Annotated in this window: 15 protein-coding genes; 11 read left to right on the forward strand and 4 right to left on the reverse strand. The window is 47.6% G+C overall.

Annotation, left to right across the window (positions count from 1 at the left end):
- Positions 1–11: 11 nt before the first annotated feature.
- The 11 genes from AAKU64_RS14730 to glpD all read left to right on the forward strand — a co-directional run bounded on the left by AAKU64_RS14730 (position 12) and on the right by glpD (position 13962).
- Complete coding sequence (locus tag AAKU64_RS14730) at positions 12–941, forward strand: 2-hydroxyacid dehydrogenase (RefSeq protein WP_354333475.1); 930 nt, start codon at positions 12–14, stop codon at positions 939–941.
- Between the two features lies 1 nt (position 942).
- The gene (locus tag AAKU64_RS14735; protein ID WP_354333473.1) at positions 943–1857 is read left to right on the forward strand and encodes a hydroxymethylglutaryl-CoA lyase; all 915 of its coding nucleotides are present in this window, start codon (positions 943–945) and stop codon (positions 1855–1857) included.
- A 407-nt stretch (positions 1858–2264) separates the two neighbouring features.
- Positions 2265–3407 carry a type IV pilus twitching motility protein PilT gene (locus AAKU64_RS14740; protein ID WP_354333531.1) on the forward strand — a complete coding sequence of 381 codons (1143 nt, stop codon included), beginning with the start codon at positions 2265–2267 and terminating at the stop codon, positions 3405–3407.
- A gap of 179 nt (positions 3408–3586) precedes the next feature.
- On the forward strand, positions 3587–4390 hold the full coding sequence (locus tag AAKU64_RS14745; protein ID WP_354333471.1) for an ABC transporter ATP-binding protein: 804 nt from the start codon (positions 3587–3589) through the stop codon (positions 4388–4390).
- A 112-nt stretch (positions 4391–4502) separates the two neighbouring features.
- Entirely contained in the window at positions 4503–6077 is a 1575-nt protein-coding gene (locus AAKU64_RS14750; RefSeq protein ID WP_354333469.1) for a hypothetical protein, read from the forward strand.
- A gap of 424 nt (positions 6078–6501) precedes the next feature.
- Entirely contained in the window at positions 6502–7770 is a 1269-nt protein-coding gene (locus AAKU64_RS14755) for an efflux RND transporter periplasmic adaptor subunit (protein WP_354333467.1), read from the forward strand.
- A gap of 14 nt (positions 7771–7784) precedes the next feature.
- Positions 7785–8639 (forward strand): ABC transporter ATP-binding protein, encoded by an 855-nt coding sequence (locus AAKU64_RS14760; protein WP_354362343.1) that lies wholly within the window; start codon positions 7785–7787, stop codon positions 8637–8639.
- Positions 8636–9859: an ABC transporter permease gene (locus AAKU64_RS14765; protein WP_354333463.1), complete on the forward strand. Its 1224-nt coding sequence runs from the start codon at positions 8636–8638 to the stop codon at positions 9857–9859. The genes AAKU64_RS14760 and AAKU64_RS14765 overlap by 4 nt, the downstream gene beginning before the upstream one ends.
- Before the next feature lie 172 nt (positions 9860–10031).
- Positions 10032–10658, forward strand: coding sequence for a 3'-5' exonuclease (locus tag AAKU64_RS14770; RefSeq protein ID WP_354362344.1), 627 nt, complete (start codon positions 10032–10034; stop codon positions 10656–10658).
- Positions 10659–10691: 33 nt separating this feature from the next.
- Positions 10692–12326 carry a tetratricopeptide repeat-containing diguanylate cyclase gene (locus AAKU64_RS14775; protein WP_354362345.1) on the forward strand — a complete coding sequence of 545 codons (1635 nt, stop codon included), beginning with the start codon at positions 10692–10694 and terminating at the stop codon, positions 12324–12326.
- Between the two features lie 55 nt (positions 12327–12381).
- The gene (gene glpD / locus AAKU64_RS14780; RefSeq protein ID WP_354333457.1) at positions 12382–13962 is read left to right on the forward strand and encodes a glycerol-3-phosphate dehydrogenase; all 1581 of its coding nucleotides are present in this window, start codon (positions 12382–12384) and stop codon (positions 13960–13962) included.
- A gap of 224 nt (positions 13963–14186) precedes the next feature.
- On the opposite strand, the gene AAKU64_RS14785 is transcribed toward glpD, so the two are convergent.
- The 4 genes from AAKU64_RS14785 to AAKU64_RS14800 all read right to left on the reverse strand — a co-directional run.
- Complete coding sequence (locus AAKU64_RS14785) at positions 14187–15170, reverse strand: hypothetical protein (RefSeq protein ID WP_354333455.1); 984 nt, start codon at positions 15168–15170, stop codon at positions 14187–14189.
- Between the two features lie 75 nt (positions 15171–15245).
- Positions 15246–16022: a hypothetical protein gene (locus AAKU64_RS14790; RefSeq protein WP_354333453.1), complete on the reverse strand. Its 777-nt coding sequence runs from the start codon at positions 16020–16022 to the stop codon at positions 15246–15248.
- A gap of 132 nt (positions 16023–16154) precedes the next feature.
- On the reverse strand, positions 16155–17135 hold the full coding sequence (locus AAKU64_RS14795; RefSeq protein ID WP_354362346.1) for a DUF2515 family protein: 981 nt from the start codon (positions 17133–17135) through the stop codon (positions 16155–16157).
- A gap of 53 nt (positions 17136–17188) precedes the next feature.
- Positions 17189–17551: DUF2345 domain-containing protein (locus AAKU64_RS14800; RefSeq protein WP_354333449.1), on the reverse strand; the 363-nt coding region annotated here is incomplete at its 5' end.

Consider the following 17551-nt stretch of genomic DNA (forward strand, 5'->3'; position numbering starts at 1 on the left):
CTGTAATTCACATGAAAATAATCTTCTACTCGTCTGGTATTAATCCAGAACAATGGCTAAATAGCCTTAACCGTGCATTGCCAAATAGTGATATCCGCGTTTGGCAAGACGGTGATGTTGCGGCCGCTGATTATGCGATTGTTTGGAAGCCACCAGTCTCCATGTTGGCAGGGCGTAGTGATTTAAAAGCGATTTTCAATCTCGGCGCCGGTGTTGATGCGATTTTGCAGTTAGGTGATGCATTACCTAAAGGCGTGCCCGTGATTCGTCTGGATGATGCCGGTATGGGCACACAAATGGCAGAATACGTGAGCCATGCTTTACTGCGTTACTACCGCAGATTTGATCATTATGATCAGCAAAGACAGGCACAACACTGGCAACTTCTAAAACCCTTTGAGAAGCAAGATTTTAGTGTTGGTGTACTGGGACTTGGTGTCTTGGGTAAACGGATTGTAGAGGCGATTTCTGGTTTCGGCTTTCCTATCAATGGCTGGAGCCGTACACAAAAAAATATCGCAGGCGTTACTTGTTATGCAGGTCAAGACGGTCTCGACGCTTTTTTAAAAACATCTAAAGTAGTAGTCTGTATCTTGCCGCTGACCGACGATACACGCAATATTTTAAACCGTAACAATTTACAAAAATTGCCCAAGGGTGCTTACATTATTAACGTTGCCCGCGGCGCCCATCTAGTTGAAGACGATTTATTGGTTTTGATACGGGAAGGGCATATTGCCGGTGCGACATTAGATGTGTTCCAGACCGAGCCACTGCCTGCTGGACATGCTTTCTGGTCAGAGCCTAGTATCAGTATTACACCGCATATCGCGGCAACGACCTTGCGTGATGAAAGCACAAAACAGATTGCAGATAAAATCAATGCGCTAGCAAACGGTCAGGCCGTCACTGGCATCGTCGATCCATCCAGAGGATATTAATATGATCAGCAGCTTACCTAAGCAAGTCAAAATCGTCGAAGTCGGTCCACGTGATGGTTTACAAAATGAGAAAGAAAGCATTTCAGCAGATATCAAAATCGAGCTGGTCAATCGCCTTACAGATGCCGGTTTCAGTAATATCGAGGCGGCCTCTTTTGTCTCACCCAAATGGGTGCCGCAAATGGCAACCTCAAGCGAGGTCATGGCAAGCATCAAGCGTAAACCAGGCGTGATTTACTCGGTGCTTACCCCGAATATGAAAGGCTTTGAGGCCGCACTCGCCGCCGGTGCTGATGAGGTCGTTATCTTCAGCTCTGCGTCCGAAGCCTTCGCACAAAAGAATATCAATTGCTCGATTGCAGAATCAATAGAACGCTTCCGCGATGTCGTACTAGCTGCCAAGCAAAATAAAATCCGCCTGCGTGGCAGCATCAGTTGCTCCTTTGGCTGTCCGTACCAAGGCGAGGTCGATCCTGCCAGTGTCGCCGATGTCGTCAAGCGCTTGCGTGATCTGGGCTGCGACGAAATCGACATCGCCGACACCATCGGCGTCGGTACTGCCCGCCAGGTACAGCACGTGATGCAACTAGTCGCGCAAGATTTTCCGCTAAATAGTTTATCGGGACACTTTCACGACACTTATGGTCAGGCACTAGCGAATATTTATGCAAGTCTGGAAGTTGGGATTTCGATCTTCCATTCCTCCGTCGCGGGTTTAGGTGGTTGCCCTTATGCGAAAGGTGCGACAGGTAATGTAGCGACCGAGGACGTGCTGTTTATGATGCAAGGTCTTGGTATTGCTACCGGGATTGATTTAAATGCGGTAGTCGATACTGGGCAGTTTATCTCTGGACATCTGGGGCGCAAGGCGGTCAGTCGAGCTGGGAATGCTATTGCGGCAAAGAGGATTGGCTAAACGGTCAATGGCAGGATGCACCGCGTGCACCTTTTTTTCGTTTAATTCTCTATGACGTTTGCTTAGATTGTCAGCCAGTGGAGACCGGCGGCTACTCACTTTTCTTACTTCGCCAAGAAAAATAAGTAAAAGAAGGTCATCCGAAAATCGTTGCCTGTTCGAGTTCTCTTTTGTGCGCGTCAAATAATCGGAAGGCTCACAACTCGTTGCCGTGTAGGCCGCACGTCCGCTTGCTAACGGACACCTTTAAGTAGGCGAGATATACGCATCTCGAAGCCCTGGCTACACCTCATACAGAGACACTTTTTTCCAATTTCGACCAAAAGCAACAAATCTAATAATCTTTCCCTAGCGCAAATATACTGAGTTTATAATCAGGCATATTTTCCAAACAGAGAAGAAAAATGATGGAAGCCCATATGTCGTCGCAAATCCGTACCCTCACCTATGTTGAGAATGAAGACCATCCGGTATTTGGTACCTTGGTGGAGCAAATTTTACATTTGCTGAACTCCAAGTTGAGTTTTAGTGACATCTTGATTCACCAAAATAGTCCGATCATGTTGCGCCAACCTAAAGGCCTGGTCGCGGTGACGGATTCGCCGATTACCAAAGAAGAGTTAGAAGAATTTTTTGAGGTGATTGAGCCTAATTGGTCCGAGCGCATACAAGACCGTGCTTTCGATCGCTCGATTGATTTAAATACGGCGCGCATACGTGCCAACTGTTTTACCTTCCAGGGTAAAAAGCGTCTTGGTTGTGTGATCCGCCGTTTTCCGCGTGAGCCTATGGAGCTGAGCCAGTTGGGCTTGCGTCAGTGTGAGCAGGATTTTGCCAAGCTCACTAGCGGGCTGGTGCTAATCATTGGCGATACTTGTCAGGGCAAATCGACTACGATTGCATCGATGCTGGATCAGATTAATAAAACACGATCTGGCCACATCATCACGATAGAAGATCCGGTTGAAACTTTGATCCCGCAACGTAAGTGCATTATCACTCAGCGCGAAGTTGGTTTTGATGGCGACGTTGAGAGCTATTACCTCGGTGCGCTGGATGCGCTGCGTGAGCGCCCTGATGTCATCGTGATTGGTGAGATCCGTGATGCACAGACCGCGCAAGAAGCATTGGCATTGGCGGAATCAGGTCCTTTAGTACTGGCGTCTTTACATGCCCGTTCGACCGAATTGGGTTTGCAAAAAATGCTGCGTTTGCTAGGGAATGGTGAGCCACAAGCACAGGCGTTGGCACAAGCTTTACGCGGTGTTTTATGCCAGGCGCTTTTGCCTTCGGTTGAGGGCGATCGTTACTACTTGGCGACAGAATGCCTGACCGCTAATCCTACGGTAGCAAAGATGATTGAAAATGGTGGCATCTCTGGCCTACGTGCGCTGATGGATGGCGATGCTATTGCTACTAAACAGAATCCAGGTTGTTATTCTATGAATGCCGCATTAAAGCAGTTGCTGATCAATAAAAAAATTGGTCTGGAAGATGCGCGTAATGCGACTACAGACCGTCTTGGTCTGCTGGCTACTCTAAAGGCCTGAGTTGTTTCAATCGCTTATAAGGTAGCAGTTCAGACTGCAGCCCAGGCTGCAGTTTTTAAGTTGACGCTATCTGATCACGTAACAGCAATATTCCATTTCAAAAATCACTGTACATCGCCATACTTTCCAATAGAGAATAGAAAAGGGTTGTCATTTCACTTCTATTTCACTTTTCTAAAATGAACCAAGAAAATTCTGGTCTGGCGCTGGAGCTGACACAGCTTAGCAAACACTACGGTCGGCCTGCGGTTGACCAGCTTAATCTTCAGGTAAAACGCGGTGAGTTGTATGCTTTGCTGGGGCCAAACGGTGCTGGTAAGACGACGACCTTGCGGATGGTGGCGGGTTTACTGGTGCCGGATTCTGGTAGTGTACAAATCCTTGGCGTTGATCTTGCTGCCAATCCTGCCCTTGCTAAGCAAAAGCTGGCCTACCTGCCAGATGATCCCATGTTGTACAACAAACTCAAGCCGTTTGAGTATCTGGAGTTTGTCGCTGGTTTGTGGGGCATGTCTGCCGCGGATGCCGAGAGCAAGGCGCGTGAGTTGCTGGAGTGGTTAGACCTGAGCAAGCATGCGGATGAATTGACCGAGGGTTTTTCGCGCGGGATGAAGCAAAAGCTGGCACTCGCCGGAGCCCTGATCCACGCGCCTGAATTGATTATTTTGGATGAACCTTTAACTGGTCTGGATGCAGCCGCTGCCAGACAAGTCAAAGACCTGTTGCTTAAACACGTGCAAGCAGGTGGGACGGTGATTTTGACGACGCATATTCTGGATGTAGCGGAGCGTCTGGCCGAACGGATAGGGATTATCCAAAACGGTAAGTTGATTGCCGAAGGTACTTTAGATGAATTGCGTAGCCAGACCAGCCATAGCGTAAATGGTGTGACTGACGCGAATGGTGCGAATGGTGCGAATGGTGTATTTAGCCGCGCAGCCACTTTGGAAGAGGTGTTCTTGCAATTGACGGAGCCTGCCTGATGTTGATTTCAGCCGCAACGATAGCGGCAACAATCGTCACAACGACAGTCACAGCCGCAGCTGCAATGATCGCCAGGTACTCTCAATATCCTTTATGTGGAGTCAATTTCAAATGAAGCTGCCATTTAAAGTCGGTAGTGCACTATGGTTATTGGCGCATGAGTGCCGTATGTTTGTGTACGACATGGGTGGCGGTAAAACGAATCAGACAGACAGCAAAACAGGCAAAGTTAAAGCTGCGCGACGTGGTATGTCGACCACGGGGAAAATCAGTTTCAGCCTGCTATTTATTCTGGCGCATCTGGGCGTGTGGAGCATTATGCGCAAAGTCCCTGCGCTCAAAGCCGAGCCTTCTGCTGTGATTATCATGGGAGCAGGCGCGCTGCTGGCTGTTGTGTTTAGCTTGATGTTGTCATTTGCCCTTAACCGTAGCGTCAAGGTTTTATTCGAGCGCGCTGATCTGGATTTGCTGCTGTCGTCGCCATTGTCTTCCCGCTCTATTTTTAGTGTCAGGCTGATCGCCGTGGTGTTGGGCGTTGCTTCGCTATTTCTGTTGTTGCTAACGCCGGTGGCGCATGTGGGCTTGCTGTTGGGGCAGCCGCGCTGGCTGAGAATTTATCCGGTATTGCTGAGTCTGGCGGTGATCGCATCGTCGTTTGCGATGTTGTTGACCTTAGGGCTGGTGCGCTGGCTAGGTGTGCGGCGCACTTTGACGGTGGCACAATTGATTGGTGCCTTGACTGGCGCATCCATCTTTCTGGTGACTCAGATATTTAATAATCTAAGCCAGGATTATCGTCAGCGGGTATTTGCTGTTTTCCAACCTTTGTTGAAAGCAGATGCTTTAATGGGTGCGCAAAGTTGGTTGTGGTTGCCTGCGCGTGCATTATTTGGTTCGCCTTTAAGCATGCTGATGATGGCGAGTCTGGGCTTGGCTAGCTTTTTGATTACAGTACATTTAACACACCGGTTTTTTTTGCGAGGTGTACAGCAAGTGGGCGGTATGGCAAGTACATCGGCGGGCAAACAGCTACGCACCGCGAGCGCGATCAAACTCCAGTTCCGCTCTGGTTTATGGCGCAGTGTTGTCGTAAAAGAGTGGCGCCTAATTTTACGTGATCCACAATTGATCTCTCAAGTGCTGCTGCAATTGCTGTACATGTTGCCGATGTTTTTCGTCGCTTTTAAAAACGGTGCCGTACTACCCGGAGTGGCAGCGATGCTGACTTTTATTTCCGGCTCTTTGTCGGCCTCTTTAATTTGGGTAATCGTATCCGCAGAAGATGCGCCCGACTTATTACGCGCTGCACCAGCTAATTATCATGTTATCCGCAATGCCAAATTGAGTGCGGCAGTATTGCCTGTATTTGTATTGCTTTTGCCGTTTTTGTGCTGGATGACGTTCAACAATGTATTGCTTGGTTTGTCGCTGACAGTCATGGTGCTATTGTCGATGAGCAGCGCTGCGTTGATGAACTTATGGCTGGCGCTACCTGGCCAGCGGGCGCAGTTTAATAAGCGTGGCAAAGTTGGATTTGTCGCAGGCTTGCTGGACTTTTTCAGCGGAGTCGCCTGGGCCGCTACGACTTATGTCAGCATGCAATTTGGGCTGTGGGGATTTCTACCGCTAACAATAGGTTTGCTAGTACTTGGTGCCGCCTGGCTGATGCGAACCAAAGGGAATTGAGATGACAGGATTGATCATGTGTCTGGTAGAAGTAAATTGCTGTAAATAAGTTCTGCTATTGATTGCAAATTGAGCGCACTCATACACACTTAGAGCGTGCTTAGAATCGATGCTGTTTCTTAGTTAACCGTTAATTAACCGTTGCTTGTGATGTTGGATTTATCGCTTCGCATTGCTTGGCATTTAAAGTATTAATATAAATACTCCCAGTAGGTATATTTAAGTTGTCCATATAAAAATTGGACAATCAGCCAATTTGATAAAAATTTATGGGGAGTATATGTTATTCCTTGATTTTTTCTGGATAACAAAAGAATGTTCCTCAGCAAAAAGGTAACTGCTAAGGTGAATTGGTTTTATGTAGCTCTTGATGTGAATTTGATGTGAATTCGTCGCCCACCCACTCTATTTGATTGATCTTGTGATGACATTTTTTACTAAAAAACGTTTTATCCTCGCTGTCGTGATATTGCTTATTGCTGGCGCCGCAGCCAGCTACTACCAAAAAAAGCAAAAGGCCAGTAAGGATGAGGAGCCACAATTTAAGACCGCCATCGTCGATAAAGGCAACCTGACCCAAACTGTAACTGCCAGCGGCACACTCAATCCGGTTGCGCTCATCAGCGTGGGTTCGCAAGTATCTGGCACTGTGGTGGAGTTGAATGCCGATTTCAACGACAGGGTTAAAAAAGGGCAGGTGTTATTGAAGCTGGACCCGACCATTTTTAACGCCCAGATTAAACAGAGCGAAGCCACGTTGGCATCGGCCGAATCGTCCAAGCGGCTGGCGGTGGCAAACTTAGATCGTAATCAAAAACTAGTTTCGCTGAGCTATATTTCTGGCGCATCGCTAGACCAGTTAAAGCGTGAGGTAGAAGTGGCCGATGCCAATATCAAACTCGCCAGAGCGCAGCTGGATCGGGTGCAGGCGGATTTTAATAACAGCGTGATCCGCTCACCGATTGATGGCGTCATCATCAAGCGCACGATTGATATGGGGCAAACGGTAGCGGCATCTTTCCAGACACCGAACCTGTTCCAGATTGCGCGTGATCTGACCAAAATGCAGATTGATACCAATGTGTCGGAAGCCGATGTGGGATCTTTAAAAGACGGCCAGGCGGCGCGTTTTGTGGTGGATGCCTACCCCGACCGTGAGTTTGATGCGAGCTTGCGTCAGTTCCGGCTTGCTGCCAATGTCCAGCAAAATGTGGTGACGTATAACGTCGTCTTGGACGTGGATAACAAAGATGAATTATTAAAGCCCGGAATGACGGCGCAGGTGCGTCTGGTTGTCGGTAATCGCCAGAACGTATTGCGCATCCCCACCGCTGCATTACGTTTTAAATTGAGTGATGAAGAGATTGCCAAAGAAGCGAAGTTGAAGAAAGAGGCTGATAAAAAAGCGGCAGAATCAGGTGCTGGGTCAAGTGCAGTGACAAGCGCAGCCTCGGCCAGCGCATCTGCTGTGCCTCGCCCAGAAGCAGAGGACGATGTGTCTTTCCGTAGCAAGGGCGAGATGACGCGCTCATTTAAAATTTTTGTGCTGGATGAAAAAAACAAAGCCAAGCCTGTCGATATCAAAATTGGTTTGTCTAATTTCCGCTATACCGAAGTGCTTTCTGGCGATCTAAAGCCTGGTGATAAAGTGATTATCAGATCACTGGATATTGCCAATGCAGGATCACACTAATGGTAAGCACAAAAATGGATACGAAAGGCAAGGCTATAAATCAAACGGTAGCTCAGTCTCAAGCTCAGACGCAAGCTGAGGCTCAACCACTGATCGATATCCGTAAGGTGACTAAAAGTTACTTCTCTGGCGGTATTGAGACCCAGGTTTTATTCGGGATTGATCTGTTGGTACCGCAGGGTGATTTTTTAGCCGTGATGGGGCAATCGGGTTCTGGCAAATCAACGCTGATGAATATTTTTGGTTGTCTGGACCAGGCGACCAGCGGTACTTACCGCTTAAATGGGGTGGATACGTTAACTTTGTCACGCAGTGAATTAGCGACGATACGCAATCGCACAATCGGTTTTGTATTCCAGAGTTTTAATCTGATCAAACGCATGAGCGTTGCAGAGAATGTCGCCTTGCCGCTCATTTATGCCGGTGTGTCGCGTGATAAAGCGTACAAAAAAGCCTTGGTCGAACTGGAGCGGGTGGGCTTAAAAGAGTACGCAAAACGTTTGCCAAATCAACTCTCTGGCGGCCAGCAACAACGGGTGGCAATTGCCCGCGCATTAGTCGCTGATCCACCGCTTATTTTAGCGGATGAGCCAACCGGTAATCTGGATACGCAAACCAGCGTAGAGATCATGCGCTCTTTGCAGCAGTTAAATGCCGAGCGGGGCATTACGATTTTACTGGTGACACATGAGCCAGATATTGCCGCGTATAGCAAACGTTTAGTCCGCCTCAAAGATGGCCATGTTTTATACGATGGCCCGGCAGTAGAGGGTTTGCAACAATTGGCGCAAAGCCACGAGGCGCATGCACAGGCGGCGACTCCTTTCAATAGCCATCTGCCACAAGACCAGAGCGGAGTCAGACTATGAATTTTCTTCAAGTTTTTATTGAAGCATTCCGCTCCATGAATGCCAATCGGCTGCGTACCTCGCTGACTATGCTGGGCATCATTATCGGCATCACCTCGGTGGTAATGATGTTAGCTGTAGGCGAAAGTGCGAAGAAATTTATCGCTAAAGAGCTAGAGGTGTTGGGTAGTAATTTGATGATCGTATCGCCGGGTGCCAATCGTACCCAAGGTGTGCGGGCGCGCACAGGCACAGCGCCGTCGTTATCGGTAGATGATGCACTGGCGCTCAATGAATTACCTAGTCTGAACGGCGCAGCTCCAGCTTTGCAAGGGTTTTTTCAGATCGCGGTTGGCAATGACAATACCAACAGCGCGGTACTTGGGATCACGCCAGAGATGTTTAAGGTACGTAACTGGAAGGTTGATCAGGGTAATTATTTTAGTGACTCTGATATCCGCGGCGCGGCTCGTATGGTCGTGATCGGTAAAAAGTTAGCCGAGCAGTTTTTTTATAAAACCAATCCACTCGGTCAGTTTGTCCGTATCGACAATGTGCCGTTTCAGGTGGTGGGTGTATTGCAGGGCGAGGGACGGATGTTTGATGGCGGTGATCTGGGTGAGATGGTCTTGATCCCGATCACAACTGCCAGGGCAACCTTGATGCGCAGTCCTTTTCCCTCCAATGTGCATTATGTGGTGGTACAGGCAAAAGACGATAAATCGCTGAAGGACGCCGACCAAGATATTAAAGACATGCTACGTGATCGCCATCATATTAAGTCCGAACAAGAAGATGATTTTCGAATTGATAACTTGGCGTCCATTGCAGAGACCGGCGCCAAAATCAGTGCAGGTCTGGCCGCCATGCTGGGCGCAATTGGTGCGATTTCATTGATTGTGGGCGGTATTGGCATTATGAACATCATGCTGGTATCGGTGACTGAGCGTACCCGCGAGATTGGCATACGGATGGCGATTGGTGCCAAGCCGCGTGATGTGCTGTTACAGTTTTTGACGGAAGCGGTAGTGATTTGTCTGGTCGGCGGCGTATTTGGTATTTTGCTGGCAAGTGCGGGTGCCGCCGCCATTACTTCGACGGGTAAGCTGGATGTAGAAATCGGCTTTGGCGCAATGCTGGTCGCTTGTGGTTTCGCCAGTTTTGTTGGAATTTTCTTTGGATTTTATCCTGCACGCCGGGCGTCTTTGCTGTTGCCGGTAGATTGTTTACGCTACGAATAGAGTGGTGATTGATGATATATACGATAAAGTAAGAACTAAAGTAGGAATAGAACTTGCATTGTTACAAAAATAGCGCAAAATTAATAAAACGTTACTTCTCGTTTTAAGTAGTTAGCTTGCGTGATTCGTAACTAATCCTAAGAAGTTCCATAACCATCAGGAGCAATTAATAATGACCGTGCAGATGACCGTACCTATCATTATTGATTTTGAAGCCTCCGGGTTTGGCAAAGGCAGTTATCCGATCGAGGTCGGATTCTCCGGGCGACATGGTGAGGGCTGGTGTACTCTGATTCGCCCGGAAGACGATTGGCAACACTGGGATGTGGAAGCCGCCAAAGTGCATCACATCCCGCGTGAGATTTTAGTCGAGCGTGGTCGCTCGCCGGATTATGTGGTTGATCAGCTCAATAGTTTTTTAAATGGGCATACGGTCTACACCGATGGTTGGGCGCAGGATTATGTCTGGATGGCGCGTTTGTTTGATGCGGCCGGCAGAGTGCCGCGTTTTAAACTGGCAGATTTGCGCGAGATTATTACCGACGATCAGCAGGCTTTATGGCATGCGACTAAGGACCGGATACAAGATGAATTGCATGTATCTCGGCATCGCGCCAGCACCGACGCGCGGGTACTGCAATTGACCTGGTTGCGTACCTACGATGCCAAAACTAATGCTAAGATCAATACTAAGACAGATGTGGACGCGACTACTAATGCATGCGCCAATGCAAGTGAGAATCTAAGTGCTAGCCTAAATACAAAGCCAATCAACAAAGCAGGCGGGTTCTCTGTATGACGTATGCTACTCCGACAAACGGGAGCACATAATTTGCTTACTCAAATCACTTCACAAGCGCAGCTTGATATTGAGCTATCCGCGCTGTCGCGACAGACAGACGCCACGATAGAGAGCGAACCTGCCCAGACCATTGCGCTGATTTTAAAAGCAATTGCCCAGGCAGAAGCCACTATCGAATTTAGGGCAGACCCAGTAGTCATCGGCGAACTACATTGTAAGATCGGGAACTGCCGCATTATTTTGCATGACCCTTCTGGTATTCGCGATTTTGAAATTGCTTTGGAATACGCAGAAAAAAATAATAGTCTGGAGCTGAAAGCAGATGTACTACATGGCTTAGCTCGTACCTTCCTTGCGTTTGGTGATACGAACAGCGCTTTGCAATATGCAGAAAAAGCGATAGCGATAGAGCGACAGGTTGACAGACCGAAAAAATTCGCGCAGATACTGATCACTCTCGGTTTTTTATTCACGAGTACCCAGCAATTTGAACGCAGTCTGACTATCTATAAAGAAGCTTATGTTCTTTGTGAAAAAAATCAGGATCAGGATAGCCTGGCAAGGGTTAAAAATAATTGGGCAGACAGCCTGATTATTTATTACGAAGTACAGAATGAAGATGGCGCATCGCCAGACGTACAGATGCTGGACGACGCTATTTTGTACACGCGCCAATCGCTAGTCCATGCGCAAACTAATAAGATGGTGAGAACTCAGTTGCTGGCGACAGAAACGCTGGCACACGCGCTGGAAGAACGGAGTTTATATGATCTCGCGCTGCAAGAGTTAGGTCATGGATTAGATCAATTTTCAGGCTACGGCTTTGCTAAAGAAGAGCTGGATATCAAGGTGCGTATCGGCGCCTTACAATTGCGTATGCATCAGCTGCAAGCAGCAGTCGCATCGATGATAGAAGCCCGTGATTTTGCGATGAGATTAGGTAATTATCCGCATCTGGCCGATTTGCTTAAAATTCTTTCGCATGCGTATGAGATGGTTCAGAATTTTGAGGCAGCCTTAAAAGTCTATAAAGAATTCCATACGATTACACTCAAAGCGCGTGATCAAAGAGCGCAAGTCAGTGCCCAGATTTTTGCTGCCAAAATGGATTTAGAGCGGGCGCAGCAAGAAGCAATAGTTCATAAAAATCGGGTCAACCAGCTAGAAGATTTTAATCGTACCTTGCGGGTGCAGGTTAATGAAGATACCTTAACCGGTTTGCCAAACCGGCGTGCGCTGGAAGAAAAAATGGCGACGCGTTTAACCGGCACAATCACCAATGTCGCATTCGCAATGGCCGATATTGATTTCTTTAAAAAGGTCAATGATGGCTACTCACATTTGATCGGTGACGAGGTACTGCGTCAGGTCGGACGCTTGATCTCATCTTGTCTGCGCTCGGGCGATATGGCTGCGCGCATCGGTGGGGAAGAGTTTGCTTTATTATTTGACCGCACCGCAAAATCAGTCGAAGCCTGCGAACGTATACGCAATGTAATTGCGGCCTACGACTGGAGCACAGTAGCCGCCGGCCTGCATATCACCATGAGTTTTGGTGTGACGCACATCAGAGATGGCGACGATTTAAAAGCCATGATGATTCGGGCTGATGCGGCCTTATATCGCGCCAAAGACAACGGCCGTAATCGGGTAGAAAAAGCATAAGTATCTTTTTTCATCTTGATCCAAGCTCATTGAAGCCGCTAGTAAACTAAAAAACATGACTCAAACTGTACGTAAAATCGAATGTGATGTGCTGGTAATCGGCGGTGGTATTAATGGTGCTGGCATTGCGCGTGATGCTGCTGGACGCGGACTATCCGTCGTGCTGTGCGAGAAAGATGATCTTGCTTCACACACCTCATCTGCCTCCTCCAAACTGATACATGGTGGACTGCGCTATCTGGAATATTATGAGTTTGGCCTGGTCAGAAAATCGCTGATTGAACGCGAAGTATTATTACGCTCCGCCCCGCATATCGTCACGCCTCTGCGTTTTGTCATGCCGCACATGCAAGGCCTGCGTCCGGCATGGATGTTGAGGGCAGGTTTATTTTTGTATGATCATCTGGCAAGGCGCGAATTATTACCCGGATCTACCGCCATCAATTTAAAAAAACATCTGGCTGGTCAGGCTTTGCAAGCTAATTTAAGTCGTGGCTTTGAATACTCAGATGGCTGGGTAGATGATGCGCGTCTAGTCGTATTAAATGCAATTGATGCGGCAGAAAAAGGTGCCACCATCATGACCCACACGCGCTGCGAATCCGTGGTGCAGCGAGATGGTAAATGGCTGGCGCAATTACGTGATACATCCGGTGGTGCTGCCGCTGTCAATCAAATTACCGAGGTCTGCGCAGCTAGCCTGATCAATGCGACTGGCTCGTGGGCAGCACAATTACAGCAAGCTATTTTGCCTCAGCAGACTGCCAGAACTTTGCGTTTAATCAAAGGCAGTCACATCGTAGTGAAGCGCATGTTTGATCATCCGTATGCGTATATTTTTCAGCATCCTGATGGTCGCATCGTTTTCGTTATTCCCTACGAAAATGACTTTACTCTGATCGGCACCACCGATATTAACTACCAGGGCGATATCAATAAAGTGGTGATCGACGCGGCTGAAATTGATTATCTATGCGAACTAAGTAGCCTCTACTTCAAGCAAGAAATTCAACCCAAAGACGTACTGTGGTCCTATTCTGGTGTGCGGCCATTAGTCGATGATGGCAGCGTAGATGCCAAAGCAATTACCCGCGATTATCATTTGGAATTGTCGGACTCCGCCGCACCGCTACTAACCGTCTTTGGCGGCAAGATTACGACTTTTCGCAAGCTGGCAGAAGAGGCGATCAATTTAATCACGCCTGCACTGGCTAAATCCGCACTCACTCAATCAGCCAGAGATAAATTCAGCGCTGTCAAACCCGCCTGGACCGCAAATGCCTGCTTACCCGGCGGCGATGTTTTTGGTGATCGGCCAGATAACCGTGCTGTATTGGAATTCGATGATTTTATTAAACGTCTACGCCGCGATTATCCGTGGATGCCAGGCCCGCTATTAAAACGCTACGCCCGCGCTTACGGCACCCGCATTAAGCATCTGCTAGAGGGCATTAACGCGCTGGCGCACATGGGCGAAGAAATCGCACCTGGTTTGTACGCAGCAGAAGTCAGCTACCTGATCCACCACGAATGGGCACGCAATGCCGAAGATATTTTATGGCGCCGCTCAAAGTTGGGTTTGCATGTACCGCCAGGCACAGCAAGCGTGTTGGATGCCTGGATTGCCAGCAAATAAGCCGCGATTCTGAGGCTACATCTTTGAAGTAATATTTCTGCAGTTACTGCGCTCGCAACACGACAGAGAATCACCCGCACAATAGAATTTAGCTTCAATGTCGTAATTTGATCGTCCAATCATTCTGCGCCCTCCAGCACGATTTTGGTCTGCAAGGCGCAGAATGATTGGACGATCTATTTTTACTTTTAATCGTTCAAACTTTGATTAGCTCAACAAAAACATTATTGCTGATCATCCCATCGCCAGATCGTCGCGCCATAGCCGGAATCAAAATTCGTCATAAGATCGCCTTGGTTAAAGTAGCGACGTGAATCTGGTTTGGCTGGCGTGAAGTAAAAACCAGTTTCAGGGCACGGTTCACCTGCCGGAACACGATGAGTTTTTTGTGCTAACAGCGTTGGAGTAGTTACAGCACCGCCTGTGTCAGAAACACGTTCAACTAGCGTCCAGGTACAGGGACGTTTTTCGTGAATAGCTCTCTCTGAATACTTTAGCTTTGTAACCGGATGGAAAATATCTTCCATCCTGATAAACACACTAGCTTCTGGCGCTTCATCGTAATTGATACTTAAAAACTGAGCGCAGCTATTGTCTACATCGGGTAAATAAATGCCAGTTTTTAGTAAAGGTGAGCCTGTAGCTACTTTGATATTAGGAACAAGACGGTAGCTTGGCCAGACTGGCGGAGGATTAAGAGGCCCTCGAGATATTTCATGGTAATCACTAGTCAAATCCATTGAGTTCCAATATGCACCCTCAGTAAAACAAATATTACTCGCATTTCTCGTTGCTAAATTTAAGAATTCCCCGTAAATATTTTCATCGCTGCGCGCCATCCAGCCTGACCAAAATTCCATCTGACCTTTAAAGTCTACTTTTGGTCCGTTGGCATGACCTAGTCCGCCCAGATCACCGTGTGAAATTTGAATGTAGCCGTTACATAATCCTTGGAACGTACGTCGAAAATTGGGAAGGACAAGTTCTCCCCAAACTGCATCTGGTTGTTCTGGCAGAGGACGTTTGCGATAATCTAAAGGGAGGTTATGCATGAACTGGTCAAGACAACGCTCTAGGTGTTGAATCATCTCACCCCAGGCATCACGCATTTCGCCGAAGTATTCTAAGGAGATGTAACGTTCTAGCAGATAAATTTCTTGCGGATTTAATGATGTCGGCATGTTGAAAATATTAATTGGAATATCCAATTAGAACGCGCCTTCCAACATGATTTTGGTCTGGAAGGCGCAGAATGATTGGACAGTGTATGCTGACTTGTCTACTTATTTTGTCAGATCGGGAACGGGTGGGTCTTGATATGTTTCATCAATTTTTAAGCCTTTTGCACGCATCTTTGCTTCGGCTTCTGCCCGCATAGGAGGGAGTTTGGCAAGTTCTGCCGGAAGTAGTTCTTTCCATTTTTTTCGATCATGAGGGTCGACATAACCCCGATAATTTTCGGGTTCATTTTTGAAGTTAAACGTAATAATATAAGCACCCGGTTTGGTCGGATCAGTCAAGGTATGTTCACGCATAAAAGTCACTTCGAGATAAATGTGATCGGCATAAAATTTCCAAGGGGTTAGACTTTGGATTTGCATCCATTCGTTAAGACTGGGACTATAAGCTGCATCTAAACTACTGTAAGGGCTGCTACCTAGTACAAAATTAAAGGCATCCTTGCCACGCAGACGGGGGTCGCCCCTGTCAATAAACATTGTCCATCCTGCCCGTAAAATCCCTTGCAAGATATCGAACATCTCCTGACGTGCTTCGTCATGGGAAATACCATCTGGGGGAGTGATGCTCTCTGTGATGTCTAATTCGGAGATGCCTTCTTTAGGATAATCAACATCTTGTACGCTCGATACACCCATAACGTTATCTACGGTCAGCGTATGTTTGCCATGCTCAAATGTGACCTTGCTTTTATCATGAGGCCCCCAGTCCATGGAGTAAAAAGACAAACCATGTTGGCGGTTGATATTGACTTGATTTTGATAGCGGGTAGCAAAAGTATCACCTTGTTCGCCAAGATGAGCCGAGACGTTGGATGTCATATTAGTCATATCCTTATTAGATTGTTTTTGGCAGCCTACAAATAAGGTGATACTCAAAAAAATAATTAGTTGTAGGTGGCGCATATCAGTGCATTTCTATGATGGAGGTAAAGAGCATCATGCTAACTATCCCTAGGTTTTATCTGGCATATCGACCCAACTGGCAATCATGCGTAATTCGTTTTCCATTAAATCACCATTCCGTTGCATTAACTGATGGAATTGTTGTGCTGCACCTCTAATCCAACTCATCCGGCTTGCAAACACCTCCAACTTCGTTCCCTCGGGTGCGACGGATTTCAATTCTGGCTTTTCCGTATCACAGGCATGGGTAAATACCAATTGTAATGGCGGACTTGCCCAGTTGGCATACCAGGATCGCTGCCGCTGCACCCATCCGGCGAAAGCAGGATCATCATAAATCAACGGTTGTAAGATCACGCCCTGTTCATGATTGGCAATATCTAGTAGGTGGCTGAATTGAATTGATGGTCGTCGCTTTTCTTGAGTCTCCTCCTCAAATTGTTTGACCTTGGCAAATCCTGCCTGAATCTCTTTGGAGACCTGCATATTTTTGATGACGGGCAAGGCTTGATTTTTCCAAGGTAAGTGGTTCATCTGGATTTTGACCGGTTTAACGTAGTTATTGGCGTTGCGACTTGGCAGGCACATGGTAAAGGATGATTGATAGCGACTGTAGTACCAATGCCAGCCGCTGATATCGCAAAACAGCCAAAGATTGCCTTTGCCTAATCCGTCCCATACGGTTTTGGTGACCATACTAAGCCCCTTGACTTGCCAAACCTCAAAGGTGCAAGCGACTGTTTTAATGGCAAAAGCACCTAGTGCCATCCAATAGAAACGACCCTTTTTATCTGGGCTGCCACCTTCTTCCTGTTCCAGATAAAAGCGTGCATAAGTGGCCGCAATGCGTCTGGCACGCACTGCATAGTCTTCGACCAATTGGCCTTTATGCACGCCGGTATGGGTACATAAACGCATAGTGCTGAATTGCTGTGCAAGTGACCACATGGTGTTGCAATCACATTTCACTTCTACACGTGAATTTAGCGTGACATTAGTCGTTGCCTCAACTGTGGTGGGATCGGCCATATTCTTTTCCTGATGACGTTAACGATGAGGGAGATACGTTGAATGTAACAAGTCTATTGTTTGCCATGTACCGTGTACCATTCGACCGAAAATTTCAGTTTCTCACTGGCATCGGTGGAAATTCTATCGGTAGTACCTTGCGCTTCTGTGGTGGCGCGATGTTTACCATCGGAGCCATCAACGCTGTACGGCATAGCGGGCATGGGTTTTCCGTTAGGGTCGAGAACAACAAACTGCTCATCAAACAACTTCACACGAGAATCCGGCAACTTCTGCAAAGCAGCCGCCTCCCTAGCCCCAGCATCAAAAGCATGCTGCCCGCCTTTAACCGTAAAGTTGCCCGGACAAGCAAACGTAATATTCGCCCCCTCCAAGGTAATCGACGACTGGCCTGCTTGCAGCGTGATCTTCTGCTT

It is taken from the genome of Undibacterium sp. GrIS 1.8 (assembly GCF_040544445.1).
Lineage (GTDB): Bacteria > Pseudomonadota > Gammaproteobacteria > Burkholderiales > Burkholderiaceae_D > Undibacterium.

What these genes read in the sequence shown, in the direction of transcription:
- AAKU64_RS14755 (WP_354333467.1), top strand. Translation starts at nt 6,502, where the DNA reads ATGACATTTTTTACTAAAAAACGTTTTATCCTCGCTGTCGTGATATTG.
- AAKU64_RS14740 (WP_354333531.1), top strand. Translation starts at nt 2,265, where the DNA reads ATGGAAGCCCATATGTCGTCGCAAATCCGTACCCTCACCTATGTTGAG.
- AAKU64_RS14745 (WP_354333471.1), top strand. Translation starts at nt 3,587, where the DNA reads ATGAACCAAGAAAATTCTGGTCTGGCGCTGGAGCTGACACAGCTTAGC.
- AAKU64_RS14795 (WP_354362346.1), bottom strand. Translation starts at nt 17,135, where the DNA reads ATGGCCGATCCCACCACAGTTGAGGCAACGACTAATGTCACGCTAAAT.
- AAKU64_RS14750 (WP_354333469.1), top strand. Translation starts at nt 4,503, where the DNA reads ATGAAGCTGCCATTTAAAGTCGGTAGTGCACTATGGTTATTGGCGCAT.
- AAKU64_RS14765 (WP_354333463.1), top strand. Translation starts at nt 8,636, where the DNA reads ATGAATTTTCTTCAAGTTTTTATTGAAGCATTCCGCTCCATGAATGCC.
- AAKU64_RS14760 (WP_354362343.1), top strand. Translation starts at nt 7,785, where the DNA reads ATGGATACGAAAGGCAAGGCTATAAATCAAACGGTAGCTCAGTCTCAA.
- AAKU64_RS14735 (WP_354333473.1), top strand. Translation starts at nt 943, where the DNA reads ATGATCAGCAGCTTACCTAAGCAAGTCAAAATCGTCGAAGTCGGTCCA.
- glpD (WP_354333457.1), top strand. Translation starts at nt 12,382, where the DNA reads ATGACTCAAACTGTACGTAAAATCGAATGTGATGTGCTGGTAATCGGC.
- AAKU64_RS14770 (WP_354362344.1), top strand. Translation starts at nt 10,032, where the DNA reads ATGACCGTGCAGATGACCGTACCTATCATTATTGATTTTGAAGCCTCC.
- AAKU64_RS14790 (WP_354333453.1), bottom strand. Translation starts at nt 16,022, where the DNA reads ATGACATCCAACGTCTCGGCTCATCTTGGCGAACAAGGTGATACTTTT.
- AAKU64_RS14730 (WP_354333475.1), top strand. Translation starts at nt 12, where the DNA reads ATGAAAATAATCTTCTACTCGTCTGGTATTAATCCAGAACAATGGCTA.